Raw genomic sequence first — 24,585 nt, forward strand, 5'->3', positions numbered from 1 at the left:
GGTACATGTACACGACGGTGCCAACCATCTTCACTCCACCGGCAGCCGGTAGGTCGCGGCGACGAGTTCTCGGAGATGTGCCACCACGTCGGCTTTCTGGTCCGTCTCCGGCAGGTCCCGTTCGCCCTCCCCGACCAGAGCGGCACGCCAGTGGCTGACGACTTCGCGTTGGGCCTCCGGTGACAGGTCCTCCAGCCAGAACGAGCCGAGGTTGTTGTCGATGATCTCCTGGAGATGCTCGGCGGCGCGTCTGTCCGACAGCCGGGACACGAGAAACTCCAGTGTCCAGTCGAACAGACCCCCGGTCGCTGTCCAGTCGATCCCGGGCCGGAGGACGATGAGACCGGCCATCACTTCCCCACGATGAAGACGCGCGGGCCGAGCCCGCGATCGGCTATGAACTGTTCGACCATGGCTGCCTGCTGCGCCGAGAATCTGGAGACGTCGACCGGAACGAGATCGGCCTTCTCCAGGTGCCTTTCGATCTGGTACTGAAGTTGTGGCCACTGCCGGTCGAAATACTGACCGGGAAAGTTGCCCACCGCATCATAGGTGCGTCCCGCCTCGTCCACCCAGTCCGCAGAGGAGTCCGACGGTGCCCGTCGCAGCCGTACCCCCAGTTGCTGCTCGATCCTGACGGCCGTCTCGGCCTCGGCCGGCCGGAATCTGCCGGTCGCCGGATCCATGCCCAGATCGCGAACCCGCTGTTCCTCATCCATCTTTGGGATCTGGGGAGGGGCCGTATCCCCGCCGGGCTTCGACGGGCCGGGCGTCGGCTCCGGTGAACGGTGCGTCAGCCGGCGCAGCGCCTCCTTCAGCCTTTCGATCAGGTCGCCGAGGCGGCGCACCTCCGGCATCAGCCGCCGCAGACTCGCCAGCAACCCCCGCAACAACCGCGCGATCCGCGCCGCCCACGACGCCACGGTCGTCGTCACCTGCTCCACCACCAGCGGCGTCGCGAGCCCGGCCGTGGCGACCAGTTCGGCCGCGTACACGATCAGGCGGGACACGCAGGCGGCGATGGCGTCGCGGACCAGCAGCCGCACGGCCGCGACCAGGCCGGCGGCGCCCTCGGTGATCGCTGCCATCGCCTCGGCGCCCTGCGCCAGCCCGGTGACGGCCTGCTGCTGTTCGGCAGCCCAGCGGCGGTAGCCGGTGGCGGCGGCGCCGGTCCAGCCGGTGACCTCGGTGCGTACGGCGTGGGCCAGCTCGGCGGCGTCGTCGCGCAGCGACGCGGCGACGTTGCGCCAGGTCTGCGCGTGCGCGGTGATCTCGGCGGGGTCGCCGGCGAGCCAGTCGAGGGCCTCGCTGAGCGGCTTGACGTGCTCGATGAGCCAGGCGATGCCGTACTGGAAGAGGACCCCGGCGGGGTCGGACACGAGCGCGAGCGCGTCGAGGCCGGCGCTGACGACGCCGAGGCTGCCGTCGATCCAGCTGCCGGTGCGGACGCCCTGAGCGATGAGTTCGATGTCCTCGCAGATCCACACGCCGGCCCAGGGGCTCGGTCCGGAGTCCGCCGCGGCGGCGACCAGCGGGTTCGTGGTCACCGCCGCTGCCGTACCCGGTCGAGCAGGTCGGCGGCGTGCGCGTCGGACGCGCGGTAGCGCTCGGCGCTCGACCGCAGCCTCCCGGCGGTGTCCCGGACCGAGGCGGCGGCGGTGCCGATGCCGTCGGTCAGGGTCCGTTGGAGGCCGTCGAGCAGGACCGGCATGATCGCGCAGAGCTGCCCGTACGCGTCGGCGCTGAGCCGGACGTGCTGCCCGGCCTGCCGCGCGGTGTCGATGCTGTCGGCGCAGCGGCCGAGGTGGGCGGCGTGTGCGGTCAGGTCGTCCGGGTCGACCCGGAGGCCGTCACCGGCCGGCATCCGGCGTGCCCGGGTCGGGGTCGAGACGCCGCTGGTGGGTCTCGACGATGGCCCGCGCGGCCGGGTCGTCCGCGCCGAGGGCGTCGGTGGTCGCATCGGTGAGCCGCCGCAGCAGGTCGGCCCGGGCGTCCCGGGTGACCGTCAGGATCTGCCGGGCGGTGTGTGCGGCGGAGTGCTGCCGGACGCGCTCGTCCAGGCGCAGATCCGCCAGCAGCCCGTTCGCGTCGACGGTGACCTCGATCAACCCGTCGGCGGTGCGGGCGGTGCCGGTGAGCGCCTGTGTGCGGGCGGACAGGTCGCGGGCGCGTTCCGCCCGTTCGGCCAGCGACGACTCCCATTCGTCGAGCCGTCGTGCCGCCGCGTCCAGCGGGCCTCGTCCGCCCACATGACGACCCTCCCCAGAGGACTGCGGTCACCGGCACGGTAGCAACCCGTCGCGCTGCGTGTGGGCCCCGTGACGTCACCGCGACAAGCGCGCTCCCCTGTGGAGGGACGTCCCGGCGAGCCGGGCGTTGCTAGGGTCTGGTTTGACCGTGACGGGGAGGCAACGGGATGACACAGGACGCCACGGCCGACGACTACGCGGCGCGCGTCTCCGGCTATCGCGAGGAGCTGGCGGCCCTGCGCGCCGGCGGGCCTGCCGCCGGCGTCACCGCCGAGGCGCACGGCCGCGCCGCCGACGGCCAGGTCGAGGTGACGGCGGAGGACGGGCGGCTGCGCTCGGTGGAGCTGGCGGCGCCGTTGATGCGGCTGTCCGAGGACGAGCTGGGCCGCCTGGTCGAGCAGGCGGTGAACGGCGCGCTGACCGCGTCACGCAGCAGCCTGGCGAGCAGCGAACCCGCGCCCGACCTGCCCGCGCTGGCCGGAAGCCTCGGGGCCGTCCTCGCCGAGAGCGAGTCGGCGATGCGCCGTCTCCACGGCGCGATCGCCGAGGCCGTCGCCAAGGCCGGTCCGGCGACCGGGCTCGGCGGGGATCTCCCGGCGAACGGGCCGGCGGACCTCCTGCACCAGGTCATGGGCGTGCTGGGCGCGGCGACCGGCGCGACGGCCGACGACGGCGGGGCCGAGCGGTGGAGCGGGTCCGATGACGCCGGGACCGTCCGCGCGGAGGTCGACGGCACGGCCCGGCTGACCCGGCTGGAGGTCACCCGCCCGCCCCGCCGGCTGTCCTCGGCGGAGCTCGGCGAGTCGGTGGTGGTCGCGGTCAACCGCGCGCTGGAGCAGATCCCTCAGGCGGCGGCGCCGCAGGGGCTCGGCTCGGCCGCGCTCGACGCGCGGCTGCGCGAGCTGCAGGAGGCCAGCGTCCGCCAGATGTCCGCGCTCACCGGCGCGCTGACCGGCGTGATGCAGACCATCCGGGAACCGGGACGATGACCGACGGAGGGGAGCGCTGATGGCCCGCGAGATCGAGATCGATCCCGAGTCGATCATCGGTGCGGGTGACGACATCGTCGCCTCGGCGCAGCGTATGCGTACCGCACTGTCCGCGTTCGACGCCGAGCTGGCGGCCTTCGGCACGCCGTGGGGCAACGACGACCTCGGCTCGCTCATCGGGATGGTGTACGAGACGATCCGCGACCTGGCGCTGGAGAGCTACGACGCGAACCTCGTCGAGATCGAGGACATCGGCAAGCTGAGCCGGGTGATGGGCCTCAACTACCAGGAGACCGAACGCATGATCACTGAGAGCCTCGGCCGCTTCCGTGAGGTGCTCGGCTGACATGGGAATGACCCTGCCCGGAGAACTGGTGTCCCTGCTCGGCATGCTCGGCTACACCTGGCCGGAGGCGGACGAGACGAAGCTGCTGGAGATGGGCCAGGCGTGGCTCGCCTTCCCGGACCGGCTCCGTGCTCCGGTGGCCGACGCCGACCGGTCGGCGCAGCAGATGTGGACCCAGAACCGCGACGACGCCATCGAACGTTTCCAGACGAGCTGGCAGGCGGCCGACTCGGCGAAGACCAACCTGGACGACGGGGCCTCCGCGGCGGCGCTCATCGGGACCGGGCTCATGGTGTGCGCCGGGATCGTCCTGGCGTTGAAGATCAACGTGATTGTGCAGCTGACGCTCCTGGCCATCCAGATCGCGCAGGCGGTCGCCACGGCGGTGGTCACCTTCGGTGCCTCACTGCTGGAGATCCCGATCTTCAAGCTCATCACCGGTGTCCTCATCGACCAGTTGCTGAAGATGGCGACCGAAGCGGTGCTCGGTGGGTAGGCGGGGAAAGGCCGGTCTCTTCACGCCGGTGGAGAAGTGGCTCCGGGCCCGGATGCGGCACCGCCGCTACGCGCACATCTTCCGCGGTCACGTGAACACCAACGCCAATCCGCCCCGGGGTACCGGCTTCCACCACCGGTTCATGGGGGAGAACCCGCCGGGTGCCCGGGTCCGCGTCGACGCGGACGGCCGCGAGATGATCCTCGAACGGCACGCCGACGGCACGTACCGCGCCCGCGTCGACGTGCAGGACGACGGCGGCGTCTGGCGTCAGAAGCGCGGTTCGAGCACCTTCTTCCCGGACAACTGGACGCCGCAGCGGGTCGACGAGACGATCGAGGGCGCGTTCCGGTCCGGCGGCCCGCACCCGGACGACCCGAACAAATGGCAGGGGAGGGCCAACGGGCTGCTCGTCGAGGGCTTCTACAATCCTGGTGGCACGACGTGGTACTCGGCTTGGCCGGTGGGGGGACGCTAGCTGTGGGTGACATCCAGTTCGGGCGCAATCAGAACGGCGCGCCCACCATGACCAGCGGCGACGCGCGTTTCCGCCCGTTCGCCTCCCAGCTCGTCAGCGACATCCAGACCTACGCCCCGGACTGCCTCGAGCTGCTGCAGTGCATCGACGACGTGATGTCCGGGCGCTCGGACTACGAGGAGTACGAGGGCAACTCCGCGGTGGTGCGCTGCACGCCGACCGGCGTCAACGTGGACAGCCTCGGACCGGTGCCGTCGGGGGCGTCGTACACGGTCGACGAGGCCCGCACGGTGATCCTCGCCTACTTCGACTTCCTCGCGCCTACGCCTGCGGAGAAGAAGCGCCACCTCGCCACCTGGGAGCGCGAGCACGGCGGCCCGTTCCCCGGGCGGCACCTGCTGCGTCTGCCCGGCTGACGCCGCTCAGCGGGCCAGCCGGGCGATCGCCGCCACCGACCGGTCCACGTCGGCCTCCGTCGTGGTCGCGTTCGACACCGAGATCCGCATCAGCCGCCGTCCCCGCCACGTCGTCCCGCCCGCCCAGCACGTCCCGTCGGCCTGCACGGCGGCCACCACCCGGTCGGTGCGCGCGTCGTCGCCGAATCCGACGAGCACCTGGTTGAGCACCACGTCGTTCGCCACCTCGAACCCGGCGGCGGTCAGCCCGTCGGCGAACCGCCGGGCCAGCGCGCAACACCGCTCGACAAGGGCGGCGACGCCGTCGCGGCCCAGCTCCCGCAGGCCCGCCCAGACCGCGAACCCACGGGCGCGGCGGGAGGACTCCGCGGTCAGGTCCGCGCCCGCGGGCACCCCACCGGAACCCACGAGGTACGCGGCCGTGTACGACATGGCCGCCGCGTGCACGTCGGGCCGGGCGCAGAACGCGAAGGCGGTGTCGTACGGCACGTTCAGCCACTTGTGGCCGTCACAGGCCCACGAGTCGGCCGCCTCCAGCCCGTCCACCAGGTGCCGCTTGGCCGGACTGGCGGCCGCCCACAGCCCGAACGCGCCGTCCACGTGCGCCCAGCCGCCGTACCGGTGGACCAGGTCGCAGGCGCGGCGCAGGTCGTCGCACGCGCCGGTGTTCACGTTGCCCGCCTGCAGGCAGACGATCGTCGGTCCGGGACCGGCGTCGCGCAGGGCTGCGGCGAGGGCGTGCGGGTCGATGGCGCCCTGCGGGCCGGTCGGCACCGGGCGCAGCGCGTCGGTGCCGAGGCCGAGCAGGCGCAGCGACCTGTCGATGGTGGCGTGCCGTTCGGCGCCGGCGAACACCCGGACCGCAGGTGCGCCGGGCAGGCCGCGTCGTTCCACGTCCCAGCCGGCGTCGGCGAGCACCTGGTGGCGGGCGGCGGCGAGTCCGGCGGTGTTCGCGGCCTGCCCGCCGGTGACGAACCCGGCCGACGCGGTCGCCGGGATGCCGAGCAGTTCCTTGAGCCAGGTGCCGGCGGCCGTCTCGGCTGCCATCGCGGCGGGGGAGGTGACGGCGTTGAACGCGTTCTGGTCCCACCCGGCGGCCAGCATGTCGGCGGCGGTGGCGGCCGGCGAGGCGCCGCCGATGACGAAGCCGAAGTAGCGCGGCCCGGCGGTGGCCACGAGTCCCGGTTCGGCGGCGGCCACCAGCTCCGCGAGCACCTGTTCGGGCGGGGTGGGCGCGTCCGGCAGCGGGCCGGCGAACGCCCTGTGCAGCGCGGCCTGGTCCACGGGTACGCCGACCGGCCGGTCCGGCAGCGACAGCCGGTAGCCGGCCGCGTGGTCGGCGGCGCGCCGGAACAGGTGCCTCAGCTCGTCCATCGCCGCACCCTAGCCGAGGGCGCGGGCCATCCGAGCCGCCCTCATGAACGGTCCCGACCGCCGGTCATCGCGAGTGCGGTGTCGAGCCGGTCCAGGTGCAGGGCGACGGGCCCGACGGTGAGCAGGCCACTGCCCGCCCCGGCCAGCTCACCCGCCGCCGGGGCGAGCGCGGCCCGGGCCCGCAGCATCGCGTCCCGGTCGTCCAGCGCCACGGCGGACCGGCCGGTCAGGCACCACAGCGCCTCCATGAGCAGGTCACGCGGCGGCGCCGGGGTGCGGCGCAACGCCCTTGCGGCCTTGTCGCGCCGCCCGTCGGCGAGCAGGAGCAGCGGGCGGGCCCAGGGCGCGTACGGGCCCCAGTCCGTGTCGCCGGGGAAGGCGGCGGGCAGGTCGTGCCACACCCGCAGGCAGAGCAGCGCCAGCGGCAGCAGCCCACGTTCCACGCCGGGCATCCCGCAGCCGGCCAGCGCGGTCGCCCACGACCGGTACGCAGCCTCCGCCTGCGGATACGCGGCGCCGGTGGCGGCGGTCCGCATGGCCCGGTAGCCGCCGGTGAACACGCCGACGAGCGGGCTCTCGTGCCGGGCGGCGAGCCGGTCCGCCGCGTCGGCGTGCGCGTCGGCGGCGGTGAAGTCGGCGAGCGCGCCGCGCGCCTGCACCCGGATCAGGTGTCCGAGGATCTCGACTGTGGCCAGGCCGTGCCGGGCGGCGAGCGCGACCAGCTCGGCGCCGATCGCGTCCCTCTCGGCGGCCAGCCCGGCCCGTGGGAACGTCTGCATGTACACCCCGTTGAGCGCCTGGGCCAGCAGCGCCGGGTCGGCCACCCGGCGGGCGATCGCCTCCGCCTCCCGCGCCGCCTGCGCGGGGCGCGGCGACGCCGTACCGCGGGACTCGATCGCGACGGTGGCCAGCAGCCGGGCGCGGGTCGCCTCCGGCGCGTCCGGACCCAGCCCGGCGAGCGCCCGCTCCGCCGCCGCGACGACCCGGGCCGCCTGCGCCGGGTCGTCGGAGCGGGTCCAGATCGCGGGTACGTCGTACCCGCCGATCACCCGCGCGGTGAACTCCGGGTCGCCCAGGTGCTCGGCCGCGGTGATGGCCGCCTCGCGCTGGTCCCGGGCGGCCTCCAGGCCACCCGGCCCGGTCACCGCGAGGCTGCGCAGCATCCCGACAGTCGACTCCAGCCGGGCTCGCGCGCCGGGCACCACACTGCGCTCGTACGCCGCGGCGGTCTGCGCCCAGACCCGCGCCGGGCCGGACGGTTCGGGTTCGGCCTGGCGCAGCAGGTCGGTTTCCAGCCGCCGCAGCCGCGGTCCCGGGTCCAGGCCGAGCTGGTCGCGCAGCAGTTCCCGGGCCCGGCGCAGCACGGCGAGCGCGTCGGCCTGCCGTCCGGCCCGGTAGAGCGCCGACGCCAGCAGCGCCCACCCCTCCTCCCGCCACGGGTACTGCGCGACGTGGGCGTCGAGATCGGGGACGGCGTCGGCGGCCCGGTCCAGCGCCAGCAGCGCCTCGGCCCGCCGCTCGACGGCGGTCAGCCGGATCTGGTCGAGCCGGGACCGCTCGGCGTGCGCCCACGGCTGGTCGAAGTCGGCGTACGCGGGTCCGCGCCACCAGCCCAGCGCCTCGTCGAGCCGGTCGAGCGTGGCCCGGGGCGGCGCGTCGGCCGCGGCGGTGGCGGCGTCCTCGAACCGCCAGGCGTCGACGGCGTCCGGGGCGGCGCGCAGCGCGTACCCCGGTCCGTCGGTGACCAGCAGCCGGGCCGGCTCGCGTGGCGGACGGTGCGGTTCCAGGCGGCGGCGCAGCGCCGCGACGAACGTGCGGACCGCGCCCACCGCGCCGGCCGGCGGGTCGTCCCACAGGTCGTCGACGATCTGCCCGACCGGCACGGTCCGGCCCCGGGCGGCGACCAGCCGCGCCAGCACGGCCCGGTGGCGGGGCCCCTTGAGGTCGACCGGCGCACCCGCGTCGTCCCAGGCCGTCACCGGACCCAGCACACCGAAACCGACAGGCACCGACCCCTCCTCGACCCGGGTCACCGTATCGCGCTCATCGGTTGCTCATCCGGCGCCGCCACGCTGGACCGGTACGACGAGACGAAAGAGGGATCGAGATGAGCACCACCATCGCGGGATTCGACTACCAGCGCGTTCCGGTCGCCGACCAGGTGACGCTGAACGTGGCGGTGGGCGGCTCCGGCAGCCCGGTCGTGCTGCTGCACGGCTTCCCGCAGACGCACCTGATGTGGCGGCACGTCGCCGCCGACCTGGCCGGTGAGCACACGGTGATCTGCCCCGACCTGCGCGGCTACGGCGCCAGCGACAAGCCGGCCGCCGCCACCGAGGACACGTACAGCAAGCGGACCATGGCCGCCGACGTGGTGGCGCTGGCCCGCGCGCTCGGGCACGAGCGGTTCGCGCTGGCCGGGCACGACCGGGGCGCCCTGGTCGCGGTCCGGGCCGGCCTGGACCACCCGGACACCGTCACCCACCTGGCGTCGCTGGACGTGCTGCCCACCCTCGACATGTGGGACGTCCTGCACGGCGTGTCCGCGTCGGTGGCGTTCCACCTCTACCTGATGGCCCAGCCGCCCGGCCTGCCGGAGCAGATGATCGCGGGCAGCGCCGACGCGTTCTTCGGGCACTTCCTGGACGCCTGGGCCGGTGACCCGGCGGCCGTGCCGGCCGAGGTGCGCGCCGAGTACCTGCGGGCCTCCCGGGAGGCGGTCGACTCGATCGTCGCCGACTACCGGGCGTCGGCCGGGATCGACGTGACGCACGACCGGGCGGACCGGGACGCCGGGCGGCGGCTGGCCATGCCTACCACTGTCATCCAGCAGGACTGGGGCGCCGCGCTCGGCTACGACGCGGCGGCGGTGTGGCGGGCCTGGGCCCCGGACCTGGAGCACCGCACCACCACGGCCGGGCACTTCATGGCCGAGGAGGCCCCCGGCGAGATCGCCGACGCGCTGCGCGCGCTGCTGAAGCGGTAGGTACGGCGGTCCGGGCGCGCGTGGCGCCCGGACCGTCCGCCCCGTCCACTCAGCCGGCCCGTCTCCGGACGTGCCACAGGCCGAACGCCGCCAGCAGAACGGCCGCGCCGAGGTGGAGCGCCAGCTCGATCCACTGGAACGCCCAGAACCGGCGGTTCGGCTGGTAGGCCAGGTCCACGTGCAGGTCGAGCTTGCCGAGGCAGACCGCTGTGTCGCCGAACGTGCCGGTGGCGCCGGTGCGCGGCGGGTCGCGGAAACAGGTGCCGAACGCGGCGTCGGAGAGCTGCCGCCCGTCGGCGGTCCGCAGCGGGCTGATGTCGGTGACCCAGGCGCCCGGCACGTCCAGCCCGCCGACGACCGGCGAGCCGGTGATGCTGCCCAGGTTGCGGGCCCGGTTCACCGTCTCGGCGCTCATCGGCACGGTCACCCGCTCCGGCGGCAGGTAGTGCGGGCGCAGCAGGTTCGGCACCGCGAGCTGCACCACGACCACGGCCAGGAACACCACGGCCATGGCCGGCAGCGTGCGGCGCAGCACCAGCCCGGCCACCACGCCGAGGACGAGGGCGAACACGGCGTACCCGACCGGCGCGACGCCGCGCGCGCCGAACAGCACGGTGCTGAACCGGTCGCCGGCGACCCGGTCGACGGGCGCGGCCGCCCAGGTCAGCAGCGCGCCGAGCACACCGGCGACGAGCGCGGCGGCCACCGACAGCACCGCCAGCTTGACCGCCAGCCAGCGGCGGCGCGGCACGCTCTGGTTCCACACCAGCCGGTGCGTGCCCTGCTCCAGCTCCCGGGCCACCAGCGGCGCGCCCCAGAACGCGCCGATCAGCGCGGGCACCAGCGCGAACCCGCCGGCGAGGAACAGCATCGTCTGCGCGTACCGGTCGGGCAGCCGGGCCGGGTCGGGCACGGCCCGGATGTCCGCGCCGAGGCGCAGCAGGTAGGCGCCGGCCAGCACCAGCGCGACGGCGCCGACGAGCGCCGGAAGGCGGAACTGCCGCACCGTCATCCGGATCATCGGCTCACCGCCGGACGGGCGGCGGCCCGGGACAGGTACGCCAGGACCAGCTCCTCCAGCGTGACCGGCGCGCCGTCGCGTACCGCCGGGCCCCGGACCACGACGCGGCCGGGCTCGGCCCAGACCACCTCGGCCCCGGCGGGCGCGGCGGCGGTCTTGCGGTGCGTGGCGAGCAGGTCCGGCACCGGGCCGGCCACCTGGACCCGGGCGGCGCAGAGCACGACCAGGTGGTCGCAGACCTGCGCCACGTCGCCGAGCAGGTGCGAGGAGAGCACCGCGCCGGCGCCGAGTTCCCGCACGAAGCCGGCCAGACCGTGCATGAACTCGCGGCGGGCCAGCGGGTCCAGCGCGGCGGCCGGCTCGTCGAGGATCAGCAGCTCGGGACGCTTCGCGGCGGCCAGCGCGAGGGCCAGTTGCGCGCGCTGGCCGCCGGAGAGCCGGCCCGCCTTCTGCGCCGGGTCCAGGCCGACCTCGGCGACGCGCCGCCGGGCCAGCACCGCGTCCCAGGACGGGTTCAGCCAGGCGCCCATCCGCAGGTGCTCGGCCACGGTGAGGGACGCGTACACCGGCGTGTCCTGGGCGACGAAGCCGACCCGGGCCAGGTGCGCGGCGTCGGCGGCCGGCGGCGCGCCGAGCACCGTCAGCGAACCCGAGGTGGGCGCGATGAGCCCGCAGGCCAGTTGCAGCAGCGTGGACTTCCCGGCGCCGTTGGGGCCGACCAGGCCGACCACGTGCCCGCGCGGAACGCTCAGGTCGCAGTCGGCAAGCGCGGTGCGGCGGCCGTACCGTTTGGTCAGCCGCTCGGCGTGCAGGGCGAGTGGTGGATGCATGCGGCTCATCCTGGGCACGCCGGGACCGGCGGGCATCGGTCCGGAGCAGGGTCCGGCGCGCGACGGACCCTACTTTCGGCCGGTTCGGCCCGGCCGCCGATCTCCTAGCGTGCTGGGCATGGCTACCGAACGGCTCACCCGGGTGGCGGCGACGGCGGGGCTCGCCGTGGTGCTGCTCGCCGCGATCGGCGTCCAGGCGGTGGCGATCGCCGCGAGCTGGGGACTGCGGTACTGGCTCCCCGGCGGCGCGGCCGCCGTCGCGGTCGGCGCGCTCGCTCTGGTACGTCACCGGCAGCGCGTCGTCACGGCCGTTGCCGGACTCGCCGTCGCCGGGTCGGCCGTCGCCGCGGCCCGGCTGTTCGACCTGCCCACCGAGCCGGGGCCCGCGCTGGCGCTGGCGTCGGCCGTCCTGGTCGGATCGGCGGTACGCGCGCTTCCGCCGCTGCCCGCCGGGCTGATCGCCGCCGGTGGGCTCGGGGTGGCGGCCGGGGCGTGGCCGGCCGCCCGGCCGGGAGCGGGCGGGTCCGGGGTGGCGGCGCTCAACGCCCTGTGCTGGTTCGCCGGGGTCGCCGCCGGGCTCACGTTGCGGCTGCTCGACGAACGGGCGAAGGTCACCGCCGAGCGGGTACGCCGGGACGAGCGGCTGGAACTGGCCCGGGAACTGCACGACGTGGTGGCCCACCACGTCACCGGCATGGTGGTGCAGGCGCAGGCCGCCCACCTGGTCGGGCAACGGGATCCGGCGCGCGCCACGGAGTCGCTGGCCGGCATCGAGGCGGCCGGCGGCGAGGCGATGCGGGCCATGCGCCGCCTGGTCGGGCTGCTGCGGGACACCGGTGACGCGCCGCCGGCCTCGGCCGGCACCGAGCAGATCGAGGAGCTGGTCGAGCGGTTCCGCCGGCAGGGCCCGCCGGTGCGGCTGCGGCTGCCGGGGGAGACGACCTGGCCGCCGGAGGTCACCAGCACCGTGCACCGGATCGTCCGGGAGGCGCTGACGAACGTGGCCCGCCACGCGCCGCACGCCGCCCAGGTCACTGTGGACGTGGCGCGGGAGCCGGACGCCGTGGTGGTCGAGGTGACCGACGACGCGTCCGGCGCTGCGGTGGAACAACGGGGCGGATACGGCCTGATCGGCCTGCGCGAGCGGGTCGAGGCCCTCGGCGGGACGCTGCGCGCCGGTCCCCGCCCGGACGGCGCCGGGTGGTCGGTGCGCGCGGTGGTGCCGAACGGGAGGGCGTGATGACGATCCGGGTGCTGCTCGCCGACGACCAGGCGATGGTCCGCGGCGGACTGCGGCTCATCCTGGAGGACCAGCCCGGCATCTCGGTGGTGGCCGAGGCGTCCGACGGCGTCGACGCGGTCGCCCAGGCCCGCCGGCTGCGCCCCGACGTGTGCCTGGTGGACATCCGGATGCCGCGGCTCGACGGGCTCCAGGTGACGCGGGCGCTCGCCGGGCCCGGGGTGGCCGACCCGCTGCGGGTCGTCGTGGTCACCACGTTCGACCTGGACGAGTACGTCTACGGCGCGCTGCGCGGGGGAGCGGCCGGGTTCCTGCTCAAGGACGCCGGACCGGCGCTGCTGGTGGAGGCGGTCCGGGCGGCGTACCAGGGCGACGCGCTGGTGTCCCCGTCGGTGACGGTCCGGCTGCTGCGGCACCTGACCCCGCCCGCGCCGCCGCGTGACGAGCACCGACCGGCGCTGTCCGAGCGGGAGGTCGAGGTGGTACGCGAGATCGCCCGGGGCCGGACGAACCTGGAGATCGGCGCGGAGCTGTTCATCTCGCTGAGCACGGTCAAGAGCCACGTCTCGGCGGTGCAGACCAAGCTCGGCCTGCGCAACCGTACCGAGATCGCGGTCTGGGCGTGGGAGCACCGCGTCGTCGACTGAAACCATTGGCGGACGGCCTACCGTACGTTGTACGTTAGTGCCGTCGTCGACGGAGGGGGCACAGACGTGGAACATGCGATCGTCGCGGAGGGCCTGCGTAAGCGGTACGGGGACAGGGCCGCGCTGGACGGATTCGACCTGCGGGTGCCACCGGGCACGGTGTGCGGGCTGCTCGGCCCGAACGGCGCCGGCAAGACCACAGCCGTCCGTATCCTGGCCACGCTGCTGCGCTTCGACGCCGGGCGGGCCGAGGTCGCCGGCTACGACGTGGCCGGGCAGGCCGACCGGGTACGCCACCGCATCGGTCTGGTCGGCCAGCATCCGGCGGTGGACGAGGCGCTGAGCGGCCGGGAGAACCTGGTCATCTTCGGCCGCCTGTTCCACCTGGACCGGGCCGGGGCGAGACGGCGGGCGACCGAGCTGCTCGACCGGTTCGGGCTCGCCGACGCCGCCGACCGGCCGGTGCGCACGTATTCCGGTGGCATGCGCCGCCGCCTCGACCTGGCCGCCGGCATGATCCTCGCGCCGTCGGTGCTGTTCCTCGACGAGCCGACCACCGCGCTCGACCCGCGCGGGCGCAACGAGGTGTGGGAGGCGGTACGCGACCTGGTGCGCGCCGGCACCACTGTGCTGCTCACCACGCAGTACCTGGACGAGGCCGACCAGCTCGCCGACCGTGTCTGCGTGCTCGACGCCGGGCGGGTGATCGCCGAGGGCTCCCCGGACGCGCTGAAGTCCCGGCTCGGCGGCGACCGGATCGAGCTGGTCGTCCGCGACGCCGCCGACCTGGCCACCGCCGCCGGGCGGCTGCGCGCGGTCGCCCACGCCGAACCGGCTGTCGACCCGGACCGGCGGGCGGTCAGCGCGCAGGTCGGCGACCGGGCGGGCGCGCTGACCGAGGTGCTGCGCGCACTCGACGCCGACGGCGTGGGCGTGGCCGACGTGGCGCTGCGGCGACCCACACTGGACGAGGTGTTCCTCCAGCTCACCGGCGCGCCGTCCGCCGCCCGTACCGGTGTGGAGGTGACCGCGTGACCGCGACGGTGACCCCGGCCCGGCGCCCGTCCCTGGCCGGTGACGGCCTGACGCTCACCGGGCGCGCGCTGGCGCACTGGCGGCGCGAGCCCGGCCCGCTGATCGGCTCGCTGGGCTTCGACATCCTGATGGTGCTGATGTTCGCCTACCTGTTCGGCGGCGCGCTCCAGGTCCCCGGCGGCGGCAGCTACCGCGAGTTCCTGATGCCCGGCATGTTCGCCATGACCATGGTCTTCGGCATCAGCATGACCACCATGGCGGTCTCGGCGGACCTGGACCGCGGCGTCACCGACCGGCTGCGGTCCATGCCGGTGTCCCGGCTGGCCCCGCTGCTCGGCCGCGCGGCCGCCGACCTGATGTTCGCGGTGGTGACGCTCGCCGTGATGCTGCTCGTCGGCCTGGCCGTCGGGTGGCGGGCGCGCGGCGACCTCGGCGACACGCTCGCCGCGCTCGGGCTGGTCCTGCTGCTGCGGTTCGCGCTGGTCTGGGTCGGTATCTTCCTCGGCCTGACGGTGAAGGGGCAGAGCGCGGTCACCGCCGTGCAGACGCTGGAGTTCCCCCTGGGCTTCCTGTCCAGCGCGTTCGTGGCGCCGTCCACCATGCCCGCGTGGCTGGGCGCGGTCGCCGAGTGGAACCCGCTGTCGGCGACCGTCGGGGCCACCCGGGAACTGTTCGGCAACCCCGGCTGGGGCGGCGACTCGTGGGTGGCCGCGCACCACCCGCTGCTGGCGGTGCTGTGGCCGCTCGTGCTCGTCGCGGTGTTCCTGCCGCTGTCGCTGCGCCGCTACCGGGCGCTGAGCCGCTGAGCCGGAGCCCGGGGGCGGCAGCGTGCCGCCCCCGGGCGCCGGTCACGGCCCGGTGAGCACGACCAGCTCGCCGGTGGCCCGGGTCATCGCGACGTACCGGTCCACCGCCCCGGAGACCCCGTCGCCGAACGCCTCCGGGTCGACCAGCACCACCAGGTCGAACTCCAGCCCCTTGGCGAGCACCGGGCTCAGCGACCGGACCCGGTCCGAGGCCGGGAACGCCGGATCGCCGATGACGCACGCGACGCCCTCGGCGTGGGCGGCGAGCCAGCCGTCCACCATCGCGCGCAGGTCGGCGCGGTCGCCGTACCGCACCGGGGCGCCGTCGCGGATGGACGTGGGCACGTTGGCGTCCGGGAGCACGGCCCGGATCACCGGCTCGGCCGCCGCCATCACCTGCGCCGGGGTGCGGTAGTTGACGGTCAGCGTGGCCACCTCGACCCGGTCGAACCCGGCCCGCGCCAGCCGCCGCGGCCAGGACTCGGTGAACCCGTCCCGCGCCTGCGCCCGGTCACCCACGACCGTGAAGCTGCGCGACGGGCAGCGCGCCAGCAGCATCTGCCACTGCGCGTCGGTCAGCTCCTGCGCCTCGTCCACCACGACGTGCGCGAACGGCCCGGCCAGCAGGTCCGGATCGGCCACGCTCAGCGCGCTGGAGTCGACCAGGCTGGTGCGCATGTCCTCGCCGTACAGCATGGTCATCAGACCCTCGCCGTCGTCGTAGGCGTGCGACGCGATCAGCGCGTCGACCACCGTGTCCATCTCGACGCGCTGCGCGGCCAGCACCGCCTCGTCGCGGCGCCGCCGCAGCGACGCCTCCGGGTCGCCGACGCGCCGCCGGGCCGCGTCCAGCCACGGCAGGTCCGCCACCGTCCACGCCCGGGCGTCGGCCCGCCGCAGCGTACGGATCTCCTCGACGCTCAGCCAGGGTGCGCACCGGCGCAGGTAGGCCGGCACCGACCACAGGTCGGCCACCACGTCGAGCGGGTCGAGCAGCGGCCACGCCCGGCCGAACGCGGTGACCAGTTCGCGGTCGCGCCCCAGCGCCCGCCGGACCGCCTCCTCCGGCTCGTCGCCGCCGTACTTCTCCACCAGGATCGTGAGCAGTTCCTCCCACACGTCGTCGCGGGCCTCGTTGTGCGGGACGCCCGGGCCGGCCGCCTCGAACGCCGTCGCCCAGTCGTCGGCGGTCAGCCGCAACTCGGCGTCCCCGACGCCGACTGTCGTCCCGGTCCCGGGCGGCTCCTCGTAGAACCGGACCGCGGCGTCGACAGCGCGTACCACGTTCCCGGACGCCTTCAGCCGCGCCACCTCCGGGTCGGTCTCCGGCGCCGCCGCCGCGCCCTCCGGCACCAGGTCGGCGAGCGTGCAGATCTGCACGTCCTCCTCGCCCAGGCTGGGCAGCACGTCGGAGACGTAGTTCAGGTACGGCTGGTGCGGCCCGACCACCAGCACCCCGCCCCGGCGCTCGCCCAGCCTCGGGTCGGCGTGCAGCAGGTACGCGGTGCGGTGCAGCGCCACCACCGTCTTGCCGGTGCCGGGACCGCCGTCGACCACCAGCGCGCCCCGGGAACCGGCCCGGATGATCGCGTCCTGGTCGGCCTGGATGGTGCCGAGCACGTCGCGCATCCGCGCCGACCGGGTCGCGCCCAGGCTGGCGATGAACGCGGACTGGTCGTCCAGCGCGGCGTGCCCGGCCAGCCCGTCGGCGGTGAACACCTCGTCCCAGTAGTCGGTGATCCGGCCTCCGCTCCACCGGTACCGGCGGCGGCTGACCAGGCCCATCGGGTCGGCGTGGGTCGCGCCGAAGAACGGCTCGGCGGCGGGGGAGCGCCAGTCCAGCAGCAGCCGGCCGCCCGCGCCGTCGGTCAGGCCGAGCCGCCCCACGTACACCGGGGCCGCGCCGTCCGCGCCGACCATCCGGCCCAGGCACAGGTCCAGGCCGTAACGGCGCAGCGTACGCAGGCGCGCGCTCAACCGCCGGACCTCCTGGTCCCGGTCGACGGCCTGCCGGCCCCGCCCGCCCGCGGCCCGGCGCGTCGCGTCGAGCCGGTCGGTCAACTCGGCGATCGAGCGGCGCAGGCTGTCCGCGATCGCGGCGAAGTGCCGCTCGTCGGCGGCGATCAGGTCCGGGTCGGCCTTCGCCGACAGACGCTCGGGAAGATCGAAAACGCTGGTGGCAGGCAGATTCAACTGGTCTCCGATCACGGACACGGCCGAGCCTCCGCTCTTCGCGGCTCTTTCGAATGCCTCGGCAATTGGGTTACGGCCGGCAATTGTGCGCCGTCACCCGGGTCTTGCGGCAAGACCGGGGGTGCGCTATATGTTGGTAGTGGCGGGGGAACCCGCCATTCTTTTTGCGCGAACAATTCTCGGGCTGCTTTTCTCCGGCGTCCCGCCCACGGCTGCTCACCGGCGTGGCCGGTAGGATGACGGCACCATGTCGAAGGAGCGTCGGCGCAAGGCCGATCCCGCCCGCAGCCTGGCCCTTCTCTGGCGTACCCGGGAGCCGGCCAGCCGCGGCGCCGGTCCCGGTCTCAGCGTCGACCGGATCGTGCGCACCGCGATCGAGATCGCCGACGCCGAGGGCATCGACGCGCTCACCATGCGCCGGGTCAGCGAGGCGCTCGGCGTGGGGACCATGTCCGTCTACACGTACGTGCCGGGCAAGGCGGAACTGCTCGACGTCATGGTGGACACCGTCCTCGGTGACCTGCCGCGCCCGGCCGACGTGCCGGGTGGCTGGCGGGGCCGGCTGGAACGCATCGCCCGGGACAATCTCGCGCTCTACCGGGCCCACCCGTGGCTGCTGCGCGCCGAGACGACCCGGCCGGTGCTCGGCCCGAACGTGCTCGCCAAGTACGACTACGAACTGCACGCGGTGGCGGACATCGGGCTCGACGACGTGGAGATGGACGCGGTGCTCACGCTCGTGCTGGGGCACGCCAAGAGCGCGGCCCGGGTCGCGCTGGACGTGGCCGAGCTGGAACGCGAGACCGGGATGACCGACGACCAGTGGTGGCAGACGCACGGCCCCTGGCTGGAGAAGTTCATGACCGCCGGCAGTTTCCCGCTCGCCGCGCGGGTCGGCACCGCCGCCGGGATGGCGCACGGCGGGGCGTACGGACCGGATCACGCCTTCGAGTTCGGTCTCCAGCGGGTGCTCGACGGCATCTCGGTGGTGGTGGCCGCCCGTGCCGCGGGTGAGCCGGAGCCCGGGAAGACCTTGTAATCCTACTAGTTAAGTAGGAAACTCTCACTGGGGTCGACGACCCCCGTCACCCCTCGCCTCCGGCTGCCCTCCGTCGCCCGCGCGTACCCGTAGGAGCCCCTCATGAGCAACGCGCCCACGCCACCCGAACCGCCCACCGCAGGCACGTCCCGGCTCGCCTTCAGCGAGGACTGGGCCGCCACCGTCCTCGGCCTCGCGCTGCTGCTCCTGGTGCTGGCCGGCGCGATCCCCGCCGGGCTGGTGCCGTGATGGCCGGCGCCCCGGAGCCCGCCGTCCACACCACCGCCGCCGGGTCGTCCGCGGCGTCCACCGCCGACGCCCCGGCCGCCGCGACCCCGGTGGACCGACCCGCCGGTACGCCCGCGGTCGCGCCACCCCGGGCCGACCTGCGCACCGGCGCGTTCTCGGCCTGGACCGGCCTGGGCCTGCTGGTGGTGCTCGGTCTCGCCGCGCTCACCCGGTACCTCGAACAGAACGTGCCGGTCTGGGCCGAGGGCAGCGCAATCGAGGACGTGGCCGGCGCGGTCGAGTACCCGGTCTACGCGATCCTGCTCGGTCTGCTCGGCAACCTGATCGTCACGGTGACCGGGCTGCGGGACCGGATCTCCGCCGCGTTCCGTACCGAGTTCTTCATCAAGACCGGTCTGGTGCTGCTCGGCGCCTCGATCAACCTCGCCGTCATCGCGAGCGCCGCCGGGCCCGCCATCGCCCAGGCGCTGCTGCTGATCAGCGGCGTGTTCCTGTTCACCTGGTGGCTGGCCGGGCGGTTCGGCCTGGACGAGAAGCTGCGGGCACTGCTCGCCTCGGCGGTGTCGATCTGCGGAGTCAGCGCCGCCATCGCCGCCGCCGGTGCGGTACGGGCACGCCGGGAACAGCTCGCGTACACGGCGAGCCTGGTCATCGCGTTCGCGCTGCCGTCGATCTTACTGCTGCCGTGGCTGGCCGACGTGCTCGGCCTCTCCGACGCGGTCGCCGGCGCCTGGATCGGCGGCAACATCGACACCACCGCCGCCGTCACCGCGGCCGGCGCGCTCGCCGGTGAGGATGCGCTCCAGATCGCCAGCATCGTCAAGGTCACCCAGAACGCGCTGATGGGCGTGGTCGCGGTGGCGCTCACCGCGTACTTCGCGCTGCGCGTGGAGCGCCGCGCGGACGCCCCGCGCCCCGGGCTCGGCGAGCTGTGGCGCCGGTTCCCGAAGTTCGTCCTCGGGTTCGTCGCCGCCTCGGTGATCGCCACCTGGTATCTCGACGCGGCCGGGGCGGACGGCAAGGCCACCATGGCGGTCGTCACCGACCTGCGGGTCTGGTTCCTGATCCTGGCCTTCGTCAGCATCGGCCTGGAGGTCCGCGTGTCGTCGCTGCGCGAGGCCGGCTGGCGGCCGGTGACCGTGTTCGGCGCCGCCACCGTGTTCAACCTGGTGCTGGCCCTCGGACTGGCGTCGGTGCTGTTCCACGGCTTCACGGTCTGACCGCCGTCCCGCCCCCGTACACCTTGGAGGAACGCCGTGCCCGAGCCCGCCGACACCCCGGTCGACGCCGACGCCGACGCGCTGCGGACGCTGCTGCGGCACCAGGCCAGCACCGTCACGGTGGTCACCGCCGCCGGTCCGCCCGCGGCCGGGTTCACCGCCACCTCGTTCACCGCGGTGTCGCTGCGACCGCCGATCGTCTCGTTCTGTCTGGACCTGGGCTCGTCGAGCTGGCCGGTGGTGTCCCGGGCGCGGCACGTCGGTGTGCACCTGCTCGGGCACGGCCAGCACGAGGTGGCCCGGAGGTTCGCCACCAGCGGGATCGACCGGTTCGCCGAGCCGACCCGGTGGCGGCCCGGCCCGGAAGGGGTGCCGGTCCTCGACGACACGCTGGCCTGGCTGCTGTGCCGGGTGGTGGACCGGGTGGTGGTCGGGGACCACGCCGTCGTGCTCGCCGAGCCGGAACTGCTGCGGCACGCCGACGTCGGTTCGCCGCTGCTCTACCACCGGGGGCGGTACGCCGGGCTCGCCGACACGACCGACCCTGGCGACCGCCGCTCCGCGGCCTGAGCGCCGGGGACCGGGCGTCGTTAGGGTGGCGGCGTGATCACCTGCGTCGTGCACTACACGATCGACCCCGCGCAGATCGAGGCGTTCGAGCGCTTCGCCCGCGCCTGGATGCGGCTGGTGGCACGGCACGGCGGCGTGCACCACGGCTACTTCCTGCCCGCCGAGGGCGCCAGCGACCGGGCCGAGGCGCTGTTCAGCTTCGAGAGCCTGGCGGCGTACGAGCAGTACCGTGCCCGGTTCGGGGTGGACCCGGAGTTCGTCGCCGCCGACCGGATCCGCGACGAGTCGGGCTGCGTCCTGCGGTACGAGCGCACGTTCATGCGTCCGCTCCTGCCCACCGACTGACACCCCGCCCGGCCCGGCTATCGAGGCGGGCCCGGGGGCTCCGCCGCTGCGGCGTAGCGGCGGGCCAGGCGGGCGAACGCCTCGCGCAGCTCCGGCGGCCCGATCACCTCGATGTCGGCGTCGTAGCGGCCGAGCACGGCGGCCAGCCCGGGCCACGACCAGGCACCGAGCACCAGCCGGCAGCGGTCCGGGCCCAGTTCCTCGACGATCCCGTCGCGGGTCCACCCGGACACCACGCGGGCGGGCAGGTCGAGGATCACCTCCCCGCGGCAGGGCCAGTCACCCGGCCCGGTGGCGCCCTTGAACCGGCCGGCGACGTACGCGGCCACGTCCCCGCCGGGCAGCTCGCGGGGCGTGAACCGGGGGCCGGTGGGCGTACGCGGGCTGATCCGGTCGACCCGGAACGTGCGCCAGTCGTCGCGGTCGAGGTCCCAGGCGACGAGGTACCAGCGCCCGCCCCAGGTGACCAGGTGGTGCGGCTGCACCCGACGTGGCGGCCGGTCCGGGTCCGGTGGCGCGGTGGACACCGGCTCGTAGTCGAAGCGCAGCTCCTCGCGGGCGTGCACGGCGGCGCTCAACGTCATCAGCAGCGCCGGTTCCACCCGGTGCCGGGCGGGCGTACCGGCGCGTTGCACGTCGACGACCCGCAGCGCGTCCACCCGGTGCCGCAGCCGCGCCGGCATCACCTGCCGCACCGTGGTCAGCGCCCGGGCGGCCGCCTCCTCGATGCCCGTCACGCCGCCGGCGGCGGTCTGCAACGCCACGGTGAGCGCGACCGCCTGCTCGTCGTCGAAGAGCAGCGGCGGCAGCGCGGAACCGGCGCCCAGCCGGTAGCCGCCGTCCGGCCCCTTGGCGCTCTCGATCGGATAGCCCAGCTCGCGCAGCCGGTCGACGTCGCGGCGCACGGTACGCGGGCTGACCCGCAGCCGTTCGGCGAGCAGCGACCCCGGCCAGTCCCGGCGCGCCTGCAACAGGGACAGCAGCGAGAGCAGTCGGGCGGAAGTCTTCGGCACGACACGCATTCTGCCGCGAGAAGAGGACACTTCCTGACCGCTACGCCTGCGAGGGTTGACCCGTACCCGATCAGGACCGGAAGGAACCGATGACGATGACCGGCACCACCACGACCCCCACCACCCTGGACGCCGAGCGGGCCGACCTGCTGGCCGAGCTGACCGAGGCCCGGAACACGCTGATCAACACGGTGCGCGGCCTCACCGACGAGCAGGCCGGGCTGAAGCCGACCGCCAGCGCGCTGTGCCTGGGCGGCCTGATCAAGCACGTCGCGTCCACCGAGGAGGCGTGGCTGCGGTTCGTGGTCGACGGCCCGGCGGCGATGTCCTTCGCCATGCCCGAGGGCGTCACCTGGGAGGACTTCATGTCCGGCCGGGCCCGCGAGCTGCCGCAGTGGGCGATCGACCGGGGACGGGACTTCCAGATGCTGCCCGAGGACACGCTGCCGGCGATCCTGGACCGGTACGCCCGCGTCGCCGCGCGTACCGAGGAGATCGTGGCCGGTGTCGACGACCTGTCGGCGACGTGGCCGGTGCCGGACGCGCCGTGGAACGAGCCCGGTTCGGTCCGCAGCGTCCGGCGGGTGCTGATCCACGTCATCGCCGAGACCACGCAGCACGCCGGGCACGCGGACATCCTGCGCGAGAGCATCGACGGCCGGACCACCACCTGAGCCGGCCGGAGAACGAAGCCGTGACGGTGCTCGACCGGCGTGCGCTCAACCGGGCGACCCTCGCCCGGCAACTGCTGCTCGACCGCGCCGGCCTCCCGGTGGCCGGCGCCGTGACGCACCTGTGCGGGTTGCAGGCCCAGGAGCCGCAGGAGCCGTACGTCGGGCTCTGGTCGCGGTTGCGGGCCTTCGACCCGGCGGTCCTGTCGGACCTGCTGGTGCGCCGCCGCCTGGTGCGTACCCACCTGATGCGCCGCACCGTGCACCTGCTCGCGGCGGACGACCTGCTGGCCTGGCGGTCCCGGCACGACGCGATGCTGCGCCAGCGGGTGCTGGGTGTCTACCGCGGCGAGTTCGACGGGGTCGACCTCGACGAACTCGCCGCGGCGGCCCGGGACGTCCTGGCCGACGGCGAGCCCCGCACCACCGCCGAGATCGTGGGGGCGCTCGCCGCGCGCTGGCCGGCGACCGACCGGCGGGCGCTCGGCGAGATCGTGCTCGCGCTGGTGCCGACGGTGCAGGCGCCGCCGCGCGGGCTGTGGCGCACCACCGCCGGTGTCCGTACCGTCGCTCTGGCCCGGTGGCTGGGCCGCGACGCCGACCCGCCCGGCTCCGGCGGCGACGACCCGGCCGGGCGGGCGCTGGTGCGGCGCTACCTGGCCGCGTTCGGGCCGGCCGCGTCGGCGGACCTGCGCGCCTGGTGCGGCCTCGCCGGGCTGCCCGCGGCGGTCGCCGCGGTCCGCGACGAGCTGGTGGCCTTCCGGGACGCGCGCGGCCGGACGCTGCTCGACCTGCCGGGCGCGCCGCGGCCCGAGCCGGACACCCCCGCGCCGGTACGGTTCCTGCCCGCCTTCGACAACGCCGTGCTCGGCTACCACGACCGCAGCCGGATCATCGACGACGCCCACCGCAACCTCTCCGTCGCCGGGGCCCGGTTCGTGCTCGTCGACGGCCGGGTCGCCGCCACCTGGACGGTCGACGCGGGCGTCGTGGTGGTCACGCCGCTGCGCGCGTTCACCCGCGCCGAGCGCGCGGCCGCCGCCGAGGAGGGCGCCGCGCTGGCGTCGTTCCTGTCCGAGGGCGACAACCAGGGGGTACGCGTCGCCGCGCGCTGAGCCGCCGGGTAAGGCGCGCGGCGACGCCACCGGTGAGGCGTGCGTCAGGCGCGTACCGCGCGGCCCATCCGGGTGACCGCCTCGGTGAGCACGGCGGGGGAGGTGGCGAAGTTGAGCCGCACGAACCCGGCGCCGCCGGCGCCGAAGACGTGCCCGGAGCTGAGCGCCACCCGCGCCCGGTCGAGGAACATCCGCGCCGGACCGGCCAGGTCGCTCGCCACCCCCGGCCCGTCGCCCGCCTCGGTGGGCACGCCGAGGCGCCGGCAGTCCAGCCAGGCCAGGTACGTGCCCTCGGGCGGCCGCCACGACACAGTCGGCAGGTGTTCGGCCAGCAGCGACCCGAGCAGCGCCCGGTTCGCGTCCAGGCCGTCGAGCAGCCGGTCCAGCCACGGCCCACCGGCCCGGAACGCGGCGGTGTGCGCGAGCACTCCGAGGTGGCTGGGGCCGTGGCTGACCTCCTCCGGCATCCGGGCCAGGTCGTCCGCCGCGTCCGGCCCGGCGACCGCCAGCGCCGCCTTGAGCCCGGCCAGGTTCCACGCCTTCGACGCCGACACCAGCGCGAACGCGTTCTCGGCACCCGGCACCGTCAGGTACGGGGTGAACCGCACGCCGGGCAGCGCCAGCGGTGAGTGGATCTCGTCGGCCACCACCCGTACGCCGTGCCGGGCGGCCAGCTCGGCGACGGTGGCCAGCTCGTCGGGCCGGTGCACCACGCCGGTCGGGTTGTGCGGGTTGCAGAGCAGGAACGCCGGCCGGTCGCCGATCGCGCGGGCGCGCCGGAACGCCTCCTCCAGTGCGGCCGGGTCGAGCCGCTGGTCCGCGCCGAGCGGCGCCTCGATCACCTGCCGGTCGGCGTGCGTGACGAACGCGTAGAACGGCGGGTAGACCGGGGGAGTGACCACCACCGCGTCACCGGGGCCGGTGACCAGGCGCAGCACCTCGACCGTACCCATCATCACGTCCGGCACCAGCGTGGCCCGGCCGACCGGGAAGTCGGCCCAGCCCCACCGCTGGGCGGCGAACCCGCCGACCGCCTCGGCGTACGCGGTGCCGTACGAGTAGCCGGTGTCGCCCAGCTCGACCGCCCGGCGCAGCGCCTCGGCCACCGGCGGCGCCAGCGGCACGTCCTGCTCGGCGACCCACAGCGGCAGCACGTCCGGCGGGTACAGCCGCCACTTCACGCTGGTGCGCTGCCGGAGCTGGTCGAGCGTGAGCTGGGTGAGCGGGTTGCCGTCCTCGGCGGAAACGACCATGCGA

28 protein-coding genes are annotated in these 24,585 nt (G+C 74.9%); 17 read left to right on the forward strand and 11 right to left on the reverse strand.

Annotated elements, in window-relative coordinates:
* Positions 1-30 precede the first annotated feature (30 nt).
* From V6U82_RS19895 to V6U82_RS19910, 4 genes are read right to left on the reverse strand one after another with little or no spacing between them, the layout of a single operon-like run.
* Positions 31-351 (reverse strand): hypothetical protein, encoded by a 321-nt coding sequence (locus tag V6U82_RS19895; RefSeq protein ID WP_281601039.1) that lies wholly within the window; start codon positions 349-351, stop codon positions 31-33.
* On the reverse strand, positions 351-1,547 hold the full coding sequence (locus tag V6U82_RS19900) for a WXG100 family type VII secretion target (protein WP_334463336.1): 1,197 nt from the start codon (positions 1,545-1,547) through the stop codon (positions 351-353). Before V6U82_RS19900 ends, V6U82_RS19895 begins: the two co-directional genes overlap by 1 nt.
* Entirely contained in the window at positions 1,544-1,864 is a 321-nt protein-coding gene (locus V6U82_RS19905; RefSeq protein ID WP_252452692.1) for a type VII secretion target, read from the reverse strand. Before V6U82_RS19905 ends, V6U82_RS19900 begins: the two co-directional genes overlap by 4 nt.
* On the reverse strand, positions 1,851-2,249 hold the full coding sequence (locus tag V6U82_RS19910) for a YbaB/EbfC family nucleoid-associated protein (protein ID WP_334463340.1): 399 nt from the start codon (positions 2,247-2,249) through the stop codon (positions 1,851-1,853). The genes V6U82_RS19905 and V6U82_RS19910 overlap by 14 nt, the downstream gene beginning before the upstream one ends.
* Before the next feature lie 167 nt (positions 2,250-2,416).
* Here V6U82_RS19910 and V6U82_RS19915 point away from each other — a divergent pair, with 167 nt between their 5' ends.
* Genes V6U82_RS19915 through V6U82_RS19935 form a run of 5 tightly spaced genes read left to right on the forward strand, consistent with a single transcriptional unit; the run spans position 2,417 to position 4,974 of the window.
* Positions 2,417-3,238: a hypothetical protein gene (locus V6U82_RS19915; protein WP_334463342.1), complete on the forward strand. Its 822-nt coding sequence runs from the start codon at positions 2,417-2,419 to the stop codon at positions 3,236-3,238.
* Between the two features lie 19 nt (positions 3,239-3,257).
* Positions 3,258-3,584, forward strand: a complete 327-nt coding sequence (locus V6U82_RS19920; protein ID WP_334463343.1) for a hypothetical protein — start codon at positions 3,258-3,260, stop codon at positions 3,582-3,584.
* A 1-nt stretch (position 3,585) separates the two neighbouring features.
* The gene (locus V6U82_RS19925; RefSeq protein ID WP_334463345.1) at positions 3,586-4,080 is read left to right on the forward strand and encodes a WXG100-like domain-containing protein; all 495 of its coding nucleotides are present in this window, start codon (positions 3,586-3,588) and stop codon (positions 4,078-4,080) included.
* A gap of 28 nt (positions 4,081-4,108) precedes the next feature.
* Complete coding sequence (locus tag V6U82_RS19930) at positions 4,109-4,558, forward strand: EndoU domain-containing protein (protein ID WP_120569991.1); 450 nt, start codon at positions 4,109-4,111, stop codon at positions 4,556-4,558.
* 2 nt (positions 4,559-4,560) lie between these two features.
* Entirely contained in the window at positions 4,561-4,974 is a 414-nt protein-coding gene (locus tag V6U82_RS19935) for a hypothetical protein (protein WP_334463350.1), read from the forward strand.
* Positions 4,975-4,980: 6 nt separating this feature from the next.
* Here the strand turns inward: V6U82_RS19935 and V6U82_RS19940 are convergent, their stop codons facing one another.
* Positions 4,981-6,348, reverse strand: coding sequence for a pyridoxal phosphate-dependent decarboxylase family protein (locus V6U82_RS19940; protein ID WP_334463352.1), 1,368 nt, complete (start codon positions 6,346-6,348; stop codon positions 4,981-4,983).
* Between the two features lie 41 nt (positions 6,349-6,389).
* Positions 6,390-8,357, reverse strand: a complete 1,968-nt coding sequence (locus V6U82_RS19945; RefSeq protein WP_334463354.1) for an AfsR/SARP family transcriptional regulator — start codon at positions 8,355-8,357, stop codon at positions 6,390-6,392.
* A 98-nt stretch (positions 8,358-8,455) separates the two neighbouring features.
* Here V6U82_RS19945 and V6U82_RS19950 point away from each other — a divergent pair, with 98 nt between their 5' ends.
* Positions 8,456-9,334: an alpha/beta fold hydrolase gene (locus V6U82_RS19950; RefSeq protein ID WP_334463356.1), complete on the forward strand. Its 879-nt coding sequence runs from the start codon at positions 8,456-8,458 to the stop codon at positions 9,332-9,334.
* A 49-nt stretch (positions 9,335-9,383) separates the two neighbouring features.
* Here the strand turns inward: V6U82_RS19950 and V6U82_RS19955 are convergent, their stop codons facing one another.
* Together V6U82_RS19955 and V6U82_RS19960 are read right to left on the reverse strand one after the other, a co-directional pair.
* Positions 9,384-10,355, reverse strand: a complete 972-nt coding sequence (locus V6U82_RS19955) for an ABC transporter permease subunit (protein WP_334463358.1) — start codon at positions 10,353-10,355, stop codon at positions 9,384-9,386.
* Positions 10,352-11,185: an ABC transporter ATP-binding protein gene (locus V6U82_RS19960; protein WP_334463360.1), complete on the reverse strand. Its 834-nt coding sequence runs from the start codon at positions 11,183-11,185 to the stop codon at positions 10,352-10,354. The genes V6U82_RS19955 and V6U82_RS19960 overlap by 4 nt, the downstream gene beginning before the upstream one ends.
* 118 nt (positions 11,186-11,303) lie before the next feature.
* Between V6U82_RS19960 and V6U82_RS19965 the strand changes: the two genes are divergently transcribed.
* The 4 genes from V6U82_RS19965 to V6U82_RS19980 all read left to right on the forward strand — a co-directional run bounded on the left by V6U82_RS19965 (position 11,304) and on the right by V6U82_RS19980 (position 14,913).
* Positions 11,304-12,425 carry a sensor histidine kinase gene (locus tag V6U82_RS19965; RefSeq protein WP_334463362.1) on the forward strand — a complete coding sequence of 374 codons (1,122 nt, stop codon included), beginning with the start codon at positions 11,304-11,306 and terminating at the stop codon, positions 12,423-12,425.
* The gene (locus V6U82_RS19970) at positions 12,425-13,072 is read left to right on the forward strand and encodes a response regulator transcription factor (protein ID WP_334463364.1); all 648 of its coding nucleotides are present in this window, start codon (positions 12,425-12,427) and stop codon (positions 13,070-13,072) included. Before V6U82_RS19965 ends, V6U82_RS19970 begins: the two co-directional genes overlap by 1 nt.
* 66 nt (positions 13,073-13,138) lie before the next feature.
* Positions 13,139-14,107: an ATP-binding cassette domain-containing protein gene (locus V6U82_RS19975; protein ID WP_334463366.1), complete on the forward strand. Its 969-nt coding sequence runs from the start codon at positions 13,139-13,141 to the stop codon at positions 14,105-14,107.
* On the forward strand, positions 14,104-14,913 hold the full coding sequence (locus tag V6U82_RS19980) for an ABC transporter permease (RefSeq protein WP_334463368.1): 810 nt from the start codon (positions 14,104-14,106) through the stop codon (positions 14,911-14,913). Before V6U82_RS19975 ends, V6U82_RS19980 begins: the two co-directional genes overlap by 4 nt.
* A gap of 42 nt (positions 14,914-14,955) precedes the next feature.
* Here the strand turns inward: V6U82_RS19980 and helR are convergent, their stop codons facing one another.
* A complete protein-coding gene (gene helR, locus V6U82_RS19985; protein ID WP_334463370.1) occupies positions 14,956-17,127 on the reverse strand; it encodes an RNA polymerase recycling motor ATPase HelR in 2,172 nt (723 codons plus the stop codon).
* A gap of 226 nt (positions 17,128-17,353) precedes the next feature.
* Between helR and V6U82_RS19990 the strand changes: the two genes are divergently transcribed.
* The 5 genes from V6U82_RS19990 to V6U82_RS20010 all read left to right on the forward strand — a co-directional run bounded on the left by V6U82_RS19990 (position 17,354) and on the right by V6U82_RS20010 (position 20,529).
* On the forward strand, positions 17,354-18,145 hold the full coding sequence (locus V6U82_RS19990; protein WP_334463372.1) for a TetR/AcrR family transcriptional regulator: 792 nt from the start codon (positions 17,354-17,356) through the stop codon (positions 18,143-18,145).
* A gap of 102 nt (positions 18,146-18,247) precedes the next feature.
* Complete coding sequence (locus tag V6U82_RS19995) at positions 18,248-18,394, forward strand: hypothetical protein (RefSeq protein ID WP_162959099.1); 147 nt, start codon at positions 18,248-18,250, stop codon at positions 18,392-18,394.
* Positions 18,394-19,614 carry a YeiH family protein gene (locus V6U82_RS20000; protein WP_334463375.1) on the forward strand — a complete coding sequence of 407 codons (1,221 nt, stop codon included), beginning with the start codon at positions 18,394-18,396 and terminating at the stop codon, positions 19,612-19,614. Before V6U82_RS19995 ends, V6U82_RS20000 begins: the two co-directional genes overlap by 1 nt.
* Positions 19,615-19,650: 36 nt before the next feature.
* Positions 19,651-20,184 carry a flavin reductase family protein gene (locus V6U82_RS20005; protein ID WP_120569979.1) on the forward strand — a complete coding sequence of 178 codons (534 nt, stop codon included), beginning with the start codon at positions 19,651-19,653 and terminating at the stop codon, positions 20,182-20,184.
* Between the two features lie 33 nt (positions 20,185-20,217).
* A complete protein-coding gene (locus V6U82_RS20010; protein ID WP_184976505.1) occupies positions 20,218-20,529 on the forward strand; it encodes an NIPSNAP family protein in 312 nt (103 codons plus the stop codon).
* Between the two features lie 17 nt (positions 20,530-20,546).
* On the opposite strand, the gene V6U82_RS20015 is transcribed toward V6U82_RS20010, so the two are convergent.
* The gene (locus V6U82_RS20015) at positions 20,547-21,551 is read right to left on the reverse strand and encodes a helix-turn-helix transcriptional regulator (RefSeq protein ID WP_334463380.1); all 1,005 of its coding nucleotides are present in this window, start codon (positions 21,549-21,551) and stop codon (positions 20,547-20,549) included.
* Positions 21,552-21,637: 86 nt separating this feature from the next.
* Here V6U82_RS20015 and V6U82_RS20020 point away from each other — a divergent pair, with 86 nt between their 5' ends.
* Both V6U82_RS20020 and V6U82_RS20025 read left to right on the forward strand, forming a co-directional pair.
* On the forward strand, positions 21,638-22,216 hold the full coding sequence (locus V6U82_RS20020) for a DinB family protein (protein WP_114921266.1): 579 nt from the start codon (positions 21,638-21,640) through the stop codon (positions 22,214-22,216).
* Positions 22,217-22,236: 20 nt separating this feature from the next.
* A complete protein-coding gene (locus V6U82_RS20025; RefSeq protein WP_334463385.1) occupies positions 22,237-23,328 on the forward strand; it encodes a winged helix DNA-binding domain-containing protein in 1,092 nt (363 codons plus the stop codon).
* A 44-nt stretch (positions 23,329-23,372) separates the two neighbouring features.
* On the opposite strand, the gene V6U82_RS20030 is transcribed toward V6U82_RS20025, so the two are convergent.
* Positions 23,373-24,581, reverse strand: coding sequence for a MalY/PatB family protein (locus V6U82_RS20030; protein ID WP_334463386.1), 1,209 nt, complete (start codon positions 24,579-24,581; stop codon positions 23,373-23,375).
* Between the last annotated feature and the right edge of the window lie 4 nt (positions 24,582-24,585).

The sequence above is a fragment of the Micromonospora sp. CPCC 205554 genome (assembly GCF_036902745.1).
Taxonomy (GTDB): Bacteria; Actinomycetota; Actinomycetes; order Mycobacteriales; family Micromonosporaceae; genus Micromonospora; species Micromonospora tulbaghiae.